17 protein-coding genes are annotated in these 16,631 nt (G+C 32.2%); 4 read left to right on the top strand and 13 right to left on the bottom strand.

What is annotated here, in order from left to right; translation table 11 throughout:
* Positions 1-11 precede the first annotated feature (11 nt).
* From OLM54_RS16200 to OLM54_RS16210, 3 genes are all read right to left on the bottom strand, one after another.
* Positions 12-665, bottom strand: a complete 654-nt coding sequence (locus tag OLM54_RS16200; protein ID WP_264535612.1) for an HD domain-containing protein — start codon at positions 663-665, stop codon at positions 12-14.
* Positions 666-905: 240 nt separating this feature from the next.
* Positions 906-1,898, bottom strand: coding sequence for an acyl-ACP desaturase (locus OLM54_RS16205; RefSeq protein WP_264535613.1), 993 nt, complete (start codon positions 1,896-1,898; stop codon positions 906-908).
* Between the two features lie 53 nt (positions 1,899-1,951).
* On the bottom strand, positions 1,952-2,692 hold the full coding sequence (locus tag OLM54_RS16210) for a lysophospholipid acyltransferase family protein (protein ID WP_264535614.1): 741 nt from the start codon (positions 2,690-2,692) through the stop codon (positions 1,952-1,954).
* A 125-nt stretch (positions 2,693-2,817) separates the two neighbouring features.
* Between OLM54_RS16210 and rnpA the strand changes: the two genes are divergently transcribed.
* The 3 genes from rnpA (at position 2,818) to OLM54_RS16225 (ending at position 5,784) form a co-directional block, all read left to right on the top strand.
* On the top strand, positions 2,818-3,222 hold the full coding sequence (rnpA, locus tag OLM54_RS16215) for a ribonuclease P protein component (protein WP_264535615.1): 405 nt from the start codon (positions 2,818-2,820) through the stop codon (positions 3,220-3,222).
* A 116-nt stretch (positions 3,223-3,338) separates the two neighbouring features.
* Complete coding sequence (locus OLM54_RS16220) at positions 3,339-4,976, top strand: S41 family peptidase (protein ID WP_264535616.1); 1,638 nt, start codon at positions 3,339-3,341, stop codon at positions 4,974-4,976.
* Between the two features lie 4 nt (positions 4,977-4,980).
* The gene (locus OLM54_RS16225) at positions 4,981-5,784 is read left to right on the top strand and encodes an OmpA family protein (RefSeq protein WP_264535617.1); all 804 of its coding nucleotides are present in this window, start codon (positions 4,981-4,983) and stop codon (positions 5,782-5,784) included.
* Between the two features lie 187 nt (positions 5,785-5,971).
* Here the strand turns inward: OLM54_RS16225 and OLM54_RS16230 are convergent, their stop codons facing one another.
* The 4 genes from OLM54_RS16230 to OLM54_RS16245 all read right to left on the bottom strand — a co-directional run bounded on the left by OLM54_RS16230 (position 5,972) and on the right by OLM54_RS16245 (position 9,351).
* On the bottom strand, positions 5,972-6,874 hold the full coding sequence (locus OLM54_RS16230) for an alpha/beta hydrolase family protein (RefSeq protein ID WP_264535618.1): 903 nt from the start codon (positions 6,872-6,874) through the stop codon (positions 5,972-5,974).
* 70 nt (positions 6,875-6,944) lie between these two features.
* Positions 6,945-7,955: an acyl-CoA thioester hydrolase/BAAT C-terminal domain-containing protein gene (locus tag OLM54_RS16235; protein WP_264535619.1), complete on the bottom strand. Its 1,011-nt coding sequence runs from the start codon at positions 7,953-7,955 to the stop codon at positions 6,945-6,947.
* Positions 7,942-9,129 carry a radical SAM protein gene (locus OLM54_RS16240; protein ID WP_264535620.1) on the bottom strand — a complete coding sequence of 396 codons (1,188 nt, stop codon included), beginning with the start codon at positions 9,127-9,129 and terminating at the stop codon, positions 7,942-7,944. Before OLM54_RS16240 ends, OLM54_RS16235 begins: the two co-directional genes overlap by 14 nt.
* Positions 9,130-9,186: 57 nt before the next feature.
* A complete protein-coding gene (locus tag OLM54_RS16245; protein WP_264535621.1) occupies positions 9,187-9,351 on the bottom strand; it encodes a hypothetical protein in 165 nt (54 codons plus the stop codon).
* 253 nt (positions 9,352-9,604) lie between these two features.
* On the opposite strand from OLM54_RS16245, the gene OLM54_RS16250 reads away from it, so the two are divergent.
* Positions 9,605-9,934: a helix-turn-helix transcriptional regulator gene (locus tag OLM54_RS16250; RefSeq protein ID WP_264535622.1), complete on the top strand. Its 330-nt coding sequence runs from the start codon at positions 9,605-9,607 to the stop codon at positions 9,932-9,934.
* Positions 9,935-9,936: 2 nt separating this feature from the next.
* Here OLM54_RS16250 and OLM54_RS16255 read toward each other — a convergent pair whose 3' ends face one another.
* The 6 genes from OLM54_RS16255 to OLM54_RS16280 all read right to left on the bottom strand — a co-directional run bounded on the left by OLM54_RS16255 (position 9,937) and on the right by OLM54_RS16280 (position 16,595).
* Entirely contained in the window at positions 9,937-10,383 is a 447-nt protein-coding gene (locus OLM54_RS16255; protein ID WP_264535623.1) for a GNAT family N-acetyltransferase, read from the bottom strand.
* Between the two features lie 130 nt (positions 10,384-10,513).
* Positions 10,514-11,155: a DUF1579 domain-containing protein gene (locus OLM54_RS16260; RefSeq protein WP_264535624.1), complete on the bottom strand. Its 642-nt coding sequence runs from the start codon at positions 11,153-11,155 to the stop codon at positions 10,514-10,516.
* 51 nt (positions 11,156-11,206) lie between these two features.
* Complete coding sequence (locus OLM54_RS16265; protein WP_264535625.1) at positions 11,207-12,175, bottom strand: DUF4837 family protein; 969 nt, start codon at positions 12,173-12,175, stop codon at positions 11,207-11,209.
* 47 nt (positions 12,176-12,222) lie between these two features.
* On the bottom strand, positions 12,223-14,058 hold the full coding sequence (locus tag OLM54_RS16270; protein WP_264535626.1) for a LysM peptidoglycan-binding domain-containing protein: 1,836 nt from the start codon (positions 14,056-14,058) through the stop codon (positions 12,223-12,225).
* Positions 14,059-14,167: 109 nt separating this feature from the next.
* Positions 14,168-15,355, bottom strand: coding sequence for a phosphoglycerate kinase (locus OLM54_RS16275; protein WP_264535627.1), 1,188 nt, complete (start codon positions 15,353-15,355; stop codon positions 14,168-14,170).
* A gap of 265 nt (positions 15,356-15,620) precedes the next feature.
* Positions 15,621-16,595: a type IX secretion system membrane protein PorP/SprF gene (locus OLM54_RS16280; protein ID WP_264535628.1), complete on the bottom strand. Its 975-nt coding sequence runs from the start codon at positions 16,593-16,595 to the stop codon at positions 15,621-15,623.
* Positions 16,596-16,631 lie beyond the last annotated feature (36 nt).

Consider the following 16,631-nt stretch of genomic DNA (forward strand, 5'->3'; position numbering starts at 1 on the left):
TAACGACTAAATTATTTAACTCCTTCCCATTCTGCATAGAACTGCGCCAAAAATGATTCCATAAAACGATGTCTTTCTGCGGCGATTTGTTTTCCGGTTTCGGTATTCATTTTGTCTTTTAAAAGTAAAAGCTTTTCGTAGAAATGATTTATTGTTGGTGCATTATTCTTTTTATATTCTTCTTTTGTCATATTCGATATTGGCGCAATTTCAGGGTCGTATAAAGATCTGTTTTTAAATCCGCCATAATTAAAGGCTCTTGCTACACCAATTGCCCCAATTGCATCTAAGCGATCTGCATCCTGAACAATATCCAATTCTATAGACGAGAACTTCTTTTCGAAATTTCCGCCTTTATAAGAGATGTTTTCGATGATGTTTACCACATGCTGAATAACGTCTTCTGAAACATTTTCAGATTCTAAAAACAAACGCGCCGTTTTTGGTCCGATTGTTTCGTCTCCGTTATGAAATTTACTATCGGCAATATCATGAAGCAACGCGCCTAATTGCACTACAACCAAATCACAATTGGTGTCTTTTGCAATCAAAAGTGCATTTTTATACACACGCTCAATATGAAACCAGTCGTGTCCGCCTTCGGCATCATTGAGTTTTTCTTTTACGAATGAAATTGTTTTGTTTATTAGATCGGTATTATTCATAGTTTTATTTGTTGTCTTGAAATTTCACGCAGATTTTAGATTTAAGCGGATTTACATAGATTATTGTTGATTTATTCTTTCTAAATCTTATTGAATAAAAAATGTTGATTGCCAAAGTTATAAACTTCAACAATCAACAAATATTTTAATGCTAATCAAAAATCAACTACAATGTCAAAAATCAATTGCAATATCAATTTAAAATCTGAAATCTAAATTCTAAACTCTAAATTCTAAAATTTACAATCTAGCTGGTTCTACCCATTTAAAGATGTGTGATTCCTGTGGAATTACTATTCTCTCTGAGATTCTGGCCATACGAGATGGCAATTTCATTAAATAATCACGTGCTTTTTCGGCTTCATCTGTTAAATTAGAAATCTTGTCAATTTCCCATTTGTCGATCAATTTTTGCATGATGTCTACATAATCATTTGCCGTGTAAACACCGATACGTTGTGCAGAATCAGAAAATTGCTCAAAAGCTGAGCTTATTTTTTGACCGGATTCTCTTAAAAAATGTGCTGGCATTACGATTTTTTGTTTCATCATATATTGAAACGCTAACATCATTTCGCTTGGATCTACTGCAAAAATACGGGTAACAAATTCACTGTATGCATGGTGGTGACGCATTTCGTCTCCGGCAATCATTTTACACATTTTCGATAATTTGTTATCACCAAATTTCTTAGCCATTTGGGCTACTCTATTGTGCGAAACATAGGTTGCTAATTCCTGAAAACTGGTATAAACAAAGTTTTTATACGGATCAGAACCGGTTCCAATATCAAAACCGTCGTTGATTAAATGCTGTGTTGTCATTTCGATTTCACGCATGTTTACACGACCAGACAAATACAGGTATTTATTTAGTAAATCTCCGTGACGGTTTTCTTCTCCGGTCCATTGTCTAATCCACTTAGACCAACCGTTTCCACCATTTTCAACCTGATTTACTCCTTCTACATCCATTAACCAGGATTCGTATGTTGGCAAAGCTTCTTCGGTGATTGTATCACCTACAAGTGTTACCCAGAAATCATATGGTAATTCTTTGGCAATTTCACGTAATTCTCTAACCTCCTCAAAGAAATTATCTCCTTCAGAATTAGGCAGAAAATCTGACGGCTGCCAAATTTTTTCTACTGGAATTAAATACTGTTCTACGAAGCTATCCACGTTTTTTTCTAAAAACTGCATAACTTCTAATCTAATGTTTTTTATAGACATTACTAATTTAAGATTGGGATTTAAGTTTTAGTTCTTTACTAAAAAACAAAAATCTATTTATACTCATTTACTCCTTCTACTACTGCTTTTTCGGTCAAAGCTATTAACTCGGCAAAATCATAATTTTTTACTGCCAAAGCTTTATGAACGGTAAAGGTAAGATGATTTCCTAAACCTACCGGAAAAAGACCAAACTTTACCATTTTCCATGAATTATTAATACTCACCGGAACAACGTATGCTGACGGTGCGTATTTACATAATATCTTTAAACCATTTTGGGCAAATTCTTTAGGCTTTCCGGTTTTGCTACGCGTGCCTTCGGGAAATATTACTGCAGATCTTTTATGTTTTTCAATATATTCAGACAAGCCTTTGATTACAGGAATCGCTTGTTTCGGGTCTTTACGGTCGATTAGCACAGATCCTCCGTGGCGTAAATTGTATGATACGCTCGGGATTCCGCTGCCTAACTCTTTCTTACTTACAAATTTACAATGAAATCGTCTAAAATACCAAATCATTGCTATAATATCGTACATACTTTGATGATTTGAGACAAAAATCAAAGGTACATCAGTAGGAATTGTCTCTCTGTTTTCAATTTTATACGTTGTTCCAACAAGGTTTGTGCATCTTAATAACCAAAAGTTTAAATAATCGACGCTTTTTTTGTGCGCCTGATAACCAAAAACATTTAGGCAAAACCATTGTATTGGATGAAAAACCAATAAAACTGAACTAAAGATCAAATAGTAAATTACGGATATGGGATACGAAATTATTTTTTGCATGCTTTAAAAATTAATGCCCAAAAGTAATAAATAAATTTTTAGCGGTATTAAAATTGAAAACAATAACTGTTTTTATCGTTTAATTGTACCTTTGCCACAAAAACGGCACTTTTTTTCTGAATTAAATGAACTTTACTTACCCAAAAAGCGAACGCTTAAAAAGCAAAACAACGATTGGATTACTTTTCTCTGAAGGGAAATCGGTTTCTAAATATCCGTTGCGTTTGGTTTACCGTCATGCGGAAGCTGATTCAGAAGAAAAAATTAAGATTGGTGTTTCGGTTTCAAAGAAATATTTCAAAAAAGCCGTTGACCGCAACTACTTCAAACGTGTTTTAAGAGAAACGTACCGATTAAACAAACATTTGCTTTGGGATAATCTTGAAGAACCGTATTCCCTGATGTTTTTTTATCAGACAAAAGATCGTTTATCTTATGATGAAATCAACGTTAAAACGATTCAGTTGTTTGAGAAATTTCTCTTACAAGTGAATAAAACTCCCGATTCTGAAACCAAATCTGAATTGTAAAATCGTTTGTAATCAATCGTTTTGAAGGTATCATTTGAGATTCACCTCAAGGACGCACGGTTATTAATGATTTATTCTTATTTTAGTGCTTTATTTATTTCAGATATCATACAAATATGGCTACTTTTTTCAAAAGAAAAATCATTATACCAACTGTTGCGGCGGCATTTCTATTTATTGGAACCAGTTTCAAGGACGACTTCTTTGAAATTGCCAAGCAAATAGAAATCTTTACAACTTTATTTAAAGCTGTAAATACGAATTATGTAGACGAAACAAATCCGGGTGATTTGATGGACAAAGCCATTAAAAGCATGTTGGGAAGTTTAGATCCATACACGGTTTACTTTAATGAACAGGATGTTGTAAATTTCAAAATCAACAATACGGGAGAATATACCGGAATTGGTGCTATGATCGCCAGAAAGAAAGACCGTTTAATTGTTCGTGAACCTTATAAAAATTATCCTGCTGATAAAGCCGGACTAAAAGCGGGTGATGAAATTATTCAGATTGGCGATGTTTTAATTGCTGATTTTAAAGATGATGCTTCGCAATTATTGAAGGGAACAAAAAACACTAAGATTACTATAAAATACCTTCGTCAGGGAAAAACTTTTACTACTGAATTGGTTTTGGATGAGGTTGATATTAAATCAGTTCCATTTTATGGTAAAATTGATGACAAAACGGGTTATATCGTTTTGGCTCATTTTAGCCGAAAAGCTGCTGTTGAAGTAAGGGAAGCTCTTGAAAAATTAAAAGCTGACGGGGCGACGCAAATTGTACTGGATTTAAGAGGAAATCCGGGTGGTTTATTAAACGAAGCTATTGATATTTGTAATTTGTTTGTTCCGAAAAATGAAGTTATCGTAACAACAAAGTCAAGAATTGAAAAACACAACAATACTTATAAAACGCAAAACCAGCCTATAGATACCGAAATTCCGCTGGCAATTTTGGTAAACGGAAGAAGTGCATCTGCATCAGAAATTGTTTCGGGGGCTTTACAGGATTTAGATCGTGCCGTAATTTTAGGAAGCCGCAGTTTTGGTAAAGGTTTGGTACAACGATCTGTAGATTTGACTTACGGAACTCAGCTTAAAGTAACTATTTCCAGATATTACACACCTTCGGGCAGATGTATTCAGGCTTTGGATTATGCTCATAAAGACAAAAATGGCGTTGCCGTAAAAACAGATTCTAAAAACTTTAATGCTTTTAAAACCAGAAAAGGCAGAACGGTTTATGATGGCGGAGGAGTTTTACCGGATATTGAATTGGATGAAGCAAAAATGAGTCCTATTACGACTGCTTTATTGAAGAATGACGGGATCTTTGATTATGCTACAAGCTATTATTATAAAAATCCAAATTTAGGCGATAAAATCCCGGTTCTAACAGATGCGGATTACACCAGCTTTAAACAATATTTAAAAACGAACAAGATTACTTTTGATACTGAAACTGAAGTTGCTTTAAAAAATACTTTGGCTGCAGCCAAAAACGAAAAAATAGATGAAACGATCGCACCGGAATATCAGCAGTTATTAAACGCCTTAGAGAAAAGTGAAACCACTTTATTGGACAAGAACCAAAAAGAAATTAAAAACCTGATTCAGGAAGAACTGATTAAGAGATACCAATATCAGGAAGGTCTATATCAATTTTACATTAAAAACAATTCAGAAATTAAGAAAGCGGTGAGCGTTTTAAATAATCAAACTGAGTATAAAACCATTTTAAAAATGTAAAAAAATGAAACTTTGTAAAGTCTTCTTGTTTTTCTTTACTTTCTATTTATCGGCTCAGCAAAAAACAATTGAAACTATATTTTTTGATTTCGATAAATTTGATCTTACTGAACAGCAAACAGGCGTTGTTACGAATTTTATAAAAAAAATAGATACTTCAAAAGTAGAGTCAATACAAATCTACGGTTACTGTGATGATCGCGGAGATGACGATTACAACTTCAAATTGTCTAATAACAGGGTTAATACAATTCAGGAGTTACTGGTTTCGAAAGGTTTTAATCAAAGTAAAATCATCATTCTTGAGGGCAAAGGCCGTGTTATTGTAAAACCGGATACGGTTGAAAATCTTAGTGAAACACGATCTAAAAATCGGCGGGTTGATTTAATCGTCGTAAACAGAAACAGCTTTGGCAAGGGCGTTTATAATTCATTTAAAAACAAACTAAAAGTTGGCGACAAAATCTATCTGGAAAGCATCTTATTTGATCTTGGAAGCGCAAAACTAACGCACAATTCTAAAAAAGAATTAGATAAAATTGCTTCTATTTTACAAGATAAAAAGAATATTCAGTTTGAAATAAGAGGTCATGTTTGTTGTACTCCCGAAATTTATAGCGACGGAATTGACAAAGATACCAAAGAAAGAAGGCTTTCCTGGAATCGTGCCAAGACCGTTTTTAAATACCTGATATCAAAAAGAATCTCTTCGGGCAGAATGACTTTTCAGGGTTGCGGAAATAAATATCCTTTGGGAAAAGGCGATAATTATGACCGACGTGTGGAGTTTTGCATTACTAAACTTTGAGATGTAGTTTCTGCAAACTACAAAATCGCCAAGATATTTACTTAAAGTTATGATTTAAAATAAGTTGTTAATCTTTTGTTTATTAAGGTTTTACTTTTAAAATATAAGGCAATAATACTATCGCAACTAGTTTGCAATAACGAAATTTGACGTCTTTCTTGAATCAATCTTTAATATTCTATAAAAGTTACGTAAGTTCTTCATCAAGCCAAGAAACTATATCATTTATCAGTTTTTGAAATTGATCAAATATACTATGATCGGAATTTTCAAAAATTATAAATTTTGACTTGTACTTGTTTTCTAAAGTCTTTTGATAAAGTTCTTCACTATTAAAAAGTGCTACTTTCTCATCCTGATCTCCGTGAAGAAATAAAAAACTTTCTTTTTTGTTTACTATTGAATCAATCTGAAATATTGGTGATACTTTATTTGAATAGTAAATAGAATCTAATGCATAGTTCCTGATTCTATTTTGATAAACAGTAAACATTTCTTTTCTCTTTATTTTTAAAATGTTACTTGGTCCGGCAATATTAATTGTTGTTCTAATTTTCTTTGTTCTTTTCAATAATTGAAAATTTGTAATGCCTCCTCTGCTCCAGCCCATTTGGGCAATTTTAGTGCTGTCTGCAATTTTGATGCTGTCAATAATGTCAAATAATGCCATTACATCGTCTATGTCTTTGCCGCCAAATTCATCAACACCTTCACTACCTTCTGAACCTCTTAATTGTGATCCAATTATGACAAAACCTCTACTGGCTATTTTAGATAAAAAAGCAATAATGTACTGATCGTTGACCATTCCATAACTGCCATTTCCGCCACGATTAAAAATTATGACCGGATACTTTTTATCCTCTTCTGTTGGCAATAGTAAAAATCCTTTAACTTTTGTATTATCAAAAGACTTATAGGTTAAATCATAGATGTTTACATTTTCAAGCTGCTTCTGGATTTTTTTCATTTTGCTGTATCGTTCCGGAGCAAATCTGTCGGTCATAGTGTAGTTTTTATGCTGCACTATTGATTGCGCATTACTGCTGAGGAAAAAAAATAACGCCAGAATAAGTAAATAATGTTTCATCGGATTAGCTGTTTAATTTTTTCTTTTGAATAATTTGCGGCGAACTTTTATGTAATAATTAAACTAACTTTTACGAAGTCAACCAATTTATTACATCTTTAAAAACTTCATCCCAGTGATATGAATCTTCTGTAGGTTTGCCATTAACATCAAATTCTTTCTTTTCATAATTATGTCCATAATTAGGATACGCTTTAAGATTGACATTATTTCCCGATAATAAAAAAGGTATCAAATCATTGTGTATTGAGCCAATATCAGCTGTACCATATACAATTAATAATGGCTTTTTAAATTTTCTAAGGCTTTCATAACTTAGATTCTCATTGTAGCTCAACCAATTATTAAATCCTATGTTAGTCTTGTATTTTATTTTGCTTGATGGTATATTTTTGTAATCATTAATCAATTCGTTGATTTCTAATTGATTTGAAGTATCATTTTTTGTTTCAAAAGATTTAATACGTTCTCGCATTATACTTTCAGAAATTCTGTTGAAAGGGTCTGCAGACATACAAACTAATTTTGTAATCTTCTTATTGTCTTCTGCTAACCTTGCTGCAACTCTATAACCTTCTGAATGCCCAATGACAAATATTGAATCTTTTTTTACTCTTTTATCTTTATGCAAATAGTTTAGAACCGATTTAACCTGACTAACTCTGTAATAGAGATTATTATTTTGGGTGTATTCTTTAGGAATCTCTGCTTTTTCGTTTACATAACCTTGACTATCTCTATCATAGCTGCCTATTAATGGAATTCCTTTTCTAGCAACAATTACAAAATTGAATTTATTTATATATTCTTTTATGCTAAACGGAATAGTGGAATTTGCAGATTCCTGATCGTAAAAAATTACAGGCAATGGCAGTGATCCTTGTACAAATAAAATAGTGGGCTTTGCATTATTAGAATTGCTTACGGAAGTCAGAAAAACAATTGTATCATTCTTCGTTTTTAAAACTGTTTTCGTAAATCCCGCTTTTTGAAGATAAAAATCATCACTCTTTTGAGCATTTACAATTAAATTCGAAAAAAAAATTATGATGTATAGTACAAGTAATTTAATTATTTTCATTTGAAAAAGATTTAGTTATATCATTAAAATTAAGATACTCTATTCCTGATTCTAGTATTGTTTCTTTGGACATATCGTTTAATACTTCATTCTGGATATAACAAATAAGTTCAATTATTTCCTTACAATAAATAGATGGGTTATCAAATAAATTAGTTTTTGAAAAACGATGACCTAAATAACCACCACCACAAACTGGTTCTATTATGCAATTCTGACAAGTATTACATAAATTAGTATGGCTATTATAATACATTCTTGCAAGATTTGATTCTTTATATATTAGATTTAAGTCATTACTTAATACATTAAATTTAGTATTTGTAAATCCATCACCACAAATTTTTAAAGTATCAACGGTTTCTATACTACCATCTGTTTCAATTATTAAGGTTTGGTTTATACTGCTTCCAAAAATCTCAGTACCTCTAGTTTTACCAAAAATTAGTGCGATTAGATCTGTTAATGGTCTTATATTGGGTTTCTTCTTATCATTGTCATTGTACCATATCTCAAACATTTCACTAAGCCATTTTCCAACTTTTGGCACATCTTCTTGTGTAGATTGGATATAGTTAAAATCCTGAAATAAAAAATGAACGGATTTAGCGCCTAATTTTTTAAAATGGCTATAAACTTTACTTGCTTCTTGTGTAGTATCAATTACACAAAGACAATTTGCCATTTCATCTCCATATGTTTTCCTTACAATATTAAATCCTTTCACAATTTCATTATAAGATCCTTTTCCGTTATGATAAATTCTGTTATTATTATTTGACTTTGGCGAGCTATCAATACTTATTCCTATCTGGATATTTAATTTTTTTAAAGCATCTGCAAATTCCCTTGTTAATAAAGTACCATTAGACTGCATTGAGTATTCAATCAAGATATTATCTGGAATAATTTTTTTCTGAGTTTCAACAAAATTTATATAAAAATCTATTCCTGCAAGCAGAGGTTCTCCACCATGAAAAACTATAAAAAATTCTTTAAGATTGTTTTCAATACAATTATTTTTAATTCTCAACAGCATTGATTCTATGACTTCCTGACTCATAAATTTTGGTTGTCTTTTATAGCTAGTATCACCCATATTATATACATAACAATATGTACAATTTAAATTACATAGACTTGCGACTTTTATTACTAGGTTTGAGGTATACATATCGTATCATTAAAAATGGGCGATTAATCGCCCATAAAAATTATTTGAAAAAATTAACTAACGTCTTACATATGTACTTTCTGTATAGGTTCTATCATTTGAAGGATCCCTATCCAAATTCCCTCCGGTAATTTTTTTCATTTGGCTCTTTTCTAAAACAATGGAAGCATCAATCTCTTTTTCATTTTTCTCAAAGAAAAATTTTTTCTTTTCTGTTTTCATAATTAATTTTTTAATTGTTAGTATTTACTTAAAAAAACCTTTAATAAATCAAGTCGACTTTGATTAGATATTAAAGATACCTTTAAGATTACTCCACAAACATACAATGCAAAGCATTATAACCCTATGCAGTATTATGCGAATTTATTTGCATAATGTTTTTTATACTAAAATAATATCTTACAAAAAATATTGTATATATTTAAAAATTCTTAAATTATTATTACTTTATTAATCGAGAAATGAATTAAATATGAGCAAGACAAAACTTATACAAGCCAGATTAGCAAAAGGATTCTCTCAGCAGGAATTGGCAGATTTAATAGGTATGTCGCAATCTAATTACAGCCGTAGGGAAAATGGACGCAAAAATATTTCGGACATCGAGTGGAATAGAATTGCAAAAGAATTAGCTGTAGAAAAGGAATCTATTTACGAAGCTGATGAAGAAAAGTCTGTCGAAAATGCTGAAATAAATATACGTCAAATCAATATCCCTGACTTTATCATGGAACACATTGAATTATTAAAGGAGGAAAATAAAAATCTCAGAGAAGAATTAAAGAGATTAAAAGGTCAATAATTTTATTCTCTCGTCATCTCAATATGCGGAATGTCATCTTCAAGATACATTTCACTGGTTTGCACAAATCCGTGGCTTTCGTAGAATTTCTTTAAATACAACTGTGCGCCAATAGTAATTTTATCTTTATTGAAGTTAGACTTTATTCCGGCAATGGCTTCACGCATTAGATCATGTCCCCATTTTTTATCTCTGTAATTGGCATCAACTACTACTCTGCCGATAGATGCATTATCAAAACTAATTCCTGCATCAAATAAACGTGCATAAGCCACAATTTTATTATCGTATTCTCCAATTAGGTGTAATGCTTTCTTGTCTTTGCCGTCAATGTCTAAATAGACACAATTTTGCTCTACTACAAAGATCTCGCTCCTTACTTTGAGCAAATCATACAATTCATTAACAGTTAATGCCTCAAAAGGCTTTATTTTCCATTTTAATTCCATTTTACTACTTGCTGTTTTTACAAAGAGCTAAATTACTTGAAAATTTTAAATTACTATTTATTTTAAAAAAGAAATCCTGATTACAGTTTGTAATCAGGATTTTCTTATTGTCTGAATCTGAATATAGATTTTATTTTTTCTTCATTATAATTTCCATGCTTTTAAATTCTTCACCATTTTTTACATCAAACATTTCCATTTTACGGGTTGTTGCATCAACAATAGTATAGATTTCACGATATGGTGTTTTTTTTCCGTTTAACGGATTGATCATATCACCTTTTAGTTCCATGCTTTTGTTTTTATCATCAAATTTACCTGTGGCAACTAACATTCCTGTTCCCATATTATCGATAAAAGTGGTTGTATATTCTTTGTTTGCATTGTTGTATGCCAATGTACTTTTTCCCTGAAATGATTGTCCCATCATTGTTCCGCTATAGTTTGTTTCCTGATAACGACCGCCAAGTATCATTTTTATGATTGCTGTTGAATTTGCTTTCTGCGGTTTACCATTTGGTTCTGACCAAAAAGTCATATCACAGTTCCATGTACCTGTTTCATTGGCCATTAATTTGTGTGCACTACCCGGAGTTGCATAATCGGCCCAAGCTTTCATTTGTGCTGCAGAATCCAGAGGTTGTTCTGCTATTGGCTGTTTTGTTTTTATAGTATCGGTAACGTTTACTTCTTCAGTATCTGCCTTTACTTCCTTTTTACAGGAAACAAAACACAGTGCCAAAATTGACAATGTAAGATAGATTTTTTTCATGATTAATCGATTTATTGGTTATGACGCCAAATGTACGAAAAATAAAACAAATTACCTTTTGTCGACTTTTACCGATTTTATAATTGCTTCTAATTCAAGCATTAAGTCTCTTTCCTGATTTGACGGTGAATAACAAAATCCTTCAATTACTAAAATCCTGCTGTACGCTTCGTCGATAATTGCATAATTAATAAAAGGCCCGGTCATAAAGTCATTTTTCAATTCCCAGGTTCCTTTTGTCTCAAAAGCTTTCTTTCCGTCTAATTCGGTATTTGAAAAATAAGGCGCATAAGCTTCACCGGTAATCATTGGTGTATCCGGTTCGCGGCCTTTTATATATCGTCCAATTGAATCTCTCATTCGAACAATATTGCCTACAATATCTGAACCTTTGGTGAGTCTCCGAATTGGAATTTGATAAATAAGCAAACTTGTGTTCCCGCTTATAATCTCTTTTTTAAGCCACATAAAATTCTTTTTATGCAACATATATTCGTAACCGGAAGGAATTTGTAAGCTGATATGAAACTTGTTCTTTATTACTGCCGGATTCAATAACGATTTTCTATTGTCCTGCTGAATCTTTTGAATCTCGGCATCACGAATCATTTTGATAATTTGTGTCGAATTTAACTCGATACTGCAAATAATATCATCTACAGATTTTCCGTAAATACGAAATGTATTGTGTGGTAATGTTTTGCTGTGTTTGATTGCAAACTTATCTGTTGCCGTTTTTTTAACTACAATAATGCTTCGGCTATCGGTAACAAAACCTTCGAGTAATTTAGCCGGATATTGATTGATGGTAAATAACGGTTCTTCCTGGGTGAGTCCCAAAACGGGAGATGCAAATTTATTTCGAATGGTATCGCCTACTTCGCCATACCACAACTGATCGTCGATGATAATAGATATAGTATTTGTTTTGCCGGAAACAGGCTGTGGCTGCTTCTCGTTTTTAGCACAAGAAACGAACAAACACGAAAGTAACAGGTATAAAAAATGGGTTTTATTCATTTTCTTAGTTTAATGAAATAAAACCCAAATTTAGTCAAGATTTTTTATTATCCGTTTATTTTAAGTTTCATTCCGGGTTTAATATCTCCGTCTTTAATGTTATTCCATTTTTTAATGTCTGAAATAGTTACTCCGGGATATTTTTTTGAAATACTATATAATGAATCTCCTTTTTTAACGTAATAATCTTCTCCAATATTTTTTGCTGATGCTGTTTTTTTTCTGAATGAGTCAACTGATGCTGAAGCTACTGCAGTATTTGCTGTCGTTGTTGTTTCTTCAAAATGAATTTCTTTACCAACAATTAATGTTTTTCCTAATCCAAGATTGTTTGTAGTCAGATTGTTTAACTCTTTTAAATCAGCAATTGTTGTGTCGAATTTTTTAGCAATACTTCCTAAATTATCTCCGGCAACAACTACGTATTCCAGATTTTTACCGGATTTTGTGTTGTTATCTGATGATGCAACTGCTTCTTCAACTTGTTTTTTATCAATTTCAGGTGTTTTCAACTCTTTTGGAGCTTTTGCAATTGAATCAGTGTTTGCTTTGATTTTCAAGGTTTTTCCAAGTGCGATTGCATTTCCTTTAAGATTGTTCCATTTTTTTAATTCTAAAATCGAAACGTCATATTTGTCTGCAATTGAACCAAGGTTATCGCCTTTTCTAACTTTATAAAATTGTGTTTCTGATGCTGCAACAGCATTATCCAATTTCGCTTTTCCTTTTGGTGTAACTTTTAAAGCCAGTTGTTTTGGAAGTCCTTTGTGTTGCGATTGATAATTTACGTAAGCATAAATTTGAGCTTCGTTAGAAACAAAAGTTGAAATTTTATCTTTTGGCAAACGTAAAAAATGTGGTTCGTTTTGATAAAATGGAACTATGCCTAACTTATACGAAGGATTTAAAAGTTGTATTTGTGATTGTGGCATGTCTAACAAATCTGCAATTTGTTTGAATGACATTTGATTTTTGATTTGAACTGTATCTGTTTCAAAGTTTTTAACAACAGCTCTTTCCGGGTTAATTCCGTGTTCTTTATGAAATTCAAAAAGATACATTGTTGCAAGAAATGCAGGAACATAACCTTGAGTTTCTTTTGGAAGATGGTTACGGATATCCCAGTATTTTGTTTTTCCTCCGGAACGACGAATCGCTTTTGTAACATTTCCGGGACCTGAATTATAGGAAGCCAAAACTAATTCCCAATCGCCAAAAATTTTGAACATTTTGGTCATATATTCTGAACATGCTGCTGTCGCTTTTAAAGGATCGCTGCGTTCGTCAATATAGGAATCTATTTTAAGATTGTATTGTTTTCCGGTTCCGTACATGAATTGCCAAAGACCGGTGGCGCCCATTTGAGAAACTGCTTTAGGGTTTAAAGCAGATTCTACAACGGCTAAATATTTAATTTCTAATGGAACGTTTTGTTTGGCAAAAGCGTCCTCAAAGATTGGGAAATAATATTCTGACAAAGACATTAATCGTGAAAATGATTTTTTACGATTTTTAAGAAATGACTTTATTATGTTTTCTAAGCCCTGATTGTATTCGATCTCAAAAGGCGATTTTTCATTCATAACCTGTAGTCGCTGTTTAAGCAACTCAGTTGGCAATTCCTCATCTACAGTAATATCTGTATTGATGGTTTGAATGTCTTTGGTTAAATCATCGTATATATCTAAACTCACTAATTCGTTCATCCAAAGACTGTCTACGCGTGTAGCCATATCATCTTTTTTGAAAGAGCTTTTTACTGAATCTAAATACGAGATCTTAACATCTGGTTTAATTTGGATATCTGCCTTCGCAACATCTTGCGCAAAAGAAGCCATCGAAAATAAAACCGAAACCGCTAATGAAATTTTTTTTACAATCATATAACTTTTATTTAAAATTCTATAATTCAACCAATTACAGAACTGTTACTTTTGCAAACTTAAACAGATTAACGAAGAAAACTATGTAAAAAAATGTTAATTGTGATATTTAGTCTAAAATCGCAGCGATTCCAGGCAATACTTTTCCTTCTAACATTTCAAGCATAGCACCACCTCCGGTAGATACGTAACTCATTTTATCTTCAAATCCGAATTGTTTTACTGCGGCAACAGAATCTCCTCCTCCAACTAGTGAAAAGGCACCTTTTTCTGTAGCTTCTGCAATATAATCTCCTAAAGCAATGGTTCCTTTAGCAAAAGATTCCATTTCAAAAACGCCTAACGGACCATTCCATAATATTGTTTTTGACTCTAGAATTACTTTTTTGAAATTTTCTAATGATTTAGGACCTGCGTCAAGACCTTGCCATCCATCAGGAATTTCTCTTACATCTACTACTTTTGTATTTGCTGTGTTTGAGAAATCATCTGCAGCAATAACATCAACAGGTATATGAATTTGTACTCCTTTTTCTTTAGCCAGTCTTAAAATTTCAAGTGCTAATTCTTGTTTATCATCTTCACAAATAGAATCTCCAACTTTACCACCTTGTGCTTTGATGAATGTAAATGTCATTCCTCCGCCAATAATCATGTGATCTACTTTATCTAAGATATTTTCGATTACGGTAATTTTCGAAGAAACTTTAGATCCCCCAAGAACGGCTGTAACTGGTTTCTCGCTATTTTTAAGTACTTTGTTTAAACTTTCAATTTCTTTCGCCAATAATGTTCCGAAGCATTTTTCTGTTGGAAAAAATTGTGCAATAATGGTTGTCGAAGCATGCGCTCTGTGTGCGGTTCCAAATGCGTCGTTTACGTAGATATCTCCAAGTGAAGCTAATTCTTTTGCAAATGCAACATCTCCGGCTTCTTCTTCTGCATGAAAACGTAAATTTTCAAGTAATAAAACTTCTCCCGGTTTTAGGTTTTTTGCAGCTGACTGTGCTACTTCGCCAACGCAGTTTTCAGCAAACTGTACCGGAACTCCTAAAATCTCTGAAGCTGTTTTTAAAATATGTTTTAATGAGTATTTTTCTTCGGTACCTTTTGGTCTTCCTAAATGCGACATCAAAATTACGCTTCCACCTTGCTTTAATATGGCATCAATGGTTGGCTTTGCTGCTTCAATACGTGTTGCATCTGTTACATTAAAGTTTTCATCCAAAGGCACATTGAAGTCAACACGGATTATTGCTTTTTTATTTTTAAAGTCGAAATCGTTTAAAGTTTTCATTTGATAATTTTTTAATTTTTTGAAAGAATAACAAATATAGAACTTTTAATGAAGTATTAAATTCGGAAAATCTAAAAATAACCTATCAATAACAACGAAAACGTTGTAAATTAAGAAAACAAACAAATTTATTTCAAAAAATACAAAATTGTCTGATATAATTTTTAACAGTTAAAAGTTACTGTAAACCAAATATTGGTCTTTCATTTTTATTTTAAAACGAAAAAATATAGTATTTAGTTTACAGTAAATCTTATCTGCAATATTAGTCGTGAACCGGACTTTGTGTACAAGGACAGTTACTGATTGATCCGAAGAAATCGAAACCAATAGTTATGGAGTGTGTTCCTGTATTATAATTTCCAAGATCGTTGAACATTACCTGATAGGAATATCCGAAGTAAAATTTAGATTTCATGAAACCTACCATTGGCCCAACTGATAATGGTTTTGGAAACTGGTCGTTTAGGAAACGGTATGAAACTCCTATCCAATAATAATCTTCGTAACGATTGTAACGTCTGTATTTGAAGTTAAAATCGGTTGTAGAACGTTTATCACTTGCAAAATATTGGTAGTAAACAGATGGTTCGTATTCGATACGGCTGTTTTCTCCGTCTTTAAAAATCATACCGGTATACACTTGATAGTTTGAAAGTAAACTTGGTTCTACTCCACGATATCTATCGGTATTTTTTTGCAAAATGTTATTCGCATTAAAACTTAAATAAAAGTTTTTGTTACGGTATAAAGCACTAACATCAAAGTTGTTATTTGATGTATAACGATTATCTGTTACCGAAGGATCCAAAATAGGATGTTCGATTGTATTATTGAATTCATCAATGTCAATTTTAAAGGTATTAAAGTTATATGAAATACCAAAAGACAGATATTGTTTGGAGTAATAATCCAATATTAAGTGATGTGCAAATGAGACCTTAGCTCCCGTTTGTCTTGTATATCCATTTTTATCATTGTATAGCGAGATACCTATTCCGGAACGATCTAAAATACGAAAATCCGCATATAAAGACTGATTTTCGGGCGCATCTTTAATTCCAACCCATTGTGTAAGTCCATTGGCTCGAATTCTAAGATTATCACCAATACCCGCATAAGCAGGAGAAAGTACAAAAGGGTTATCAGCTAAATACTGGGTAAATACCGGTAGGTTTAACTCTTGGCTGTAACTTGTTGTTACAGCCATGAGTACTAAGGATAAAATTAATTTTTTCATTGTAATAATTTTTTTAGATAACATAATTTGGGGCTC

The sequence above is a fragment of the Flavobacterium sp. N1736 genome (genome assembly GCF_025947065.1).
Taxonomy (GTDB): Bacteria; Bacteroidota; Bacteroidia; order Flavobacteriales; family Flavobacteriaceae; genus Flavobacterium.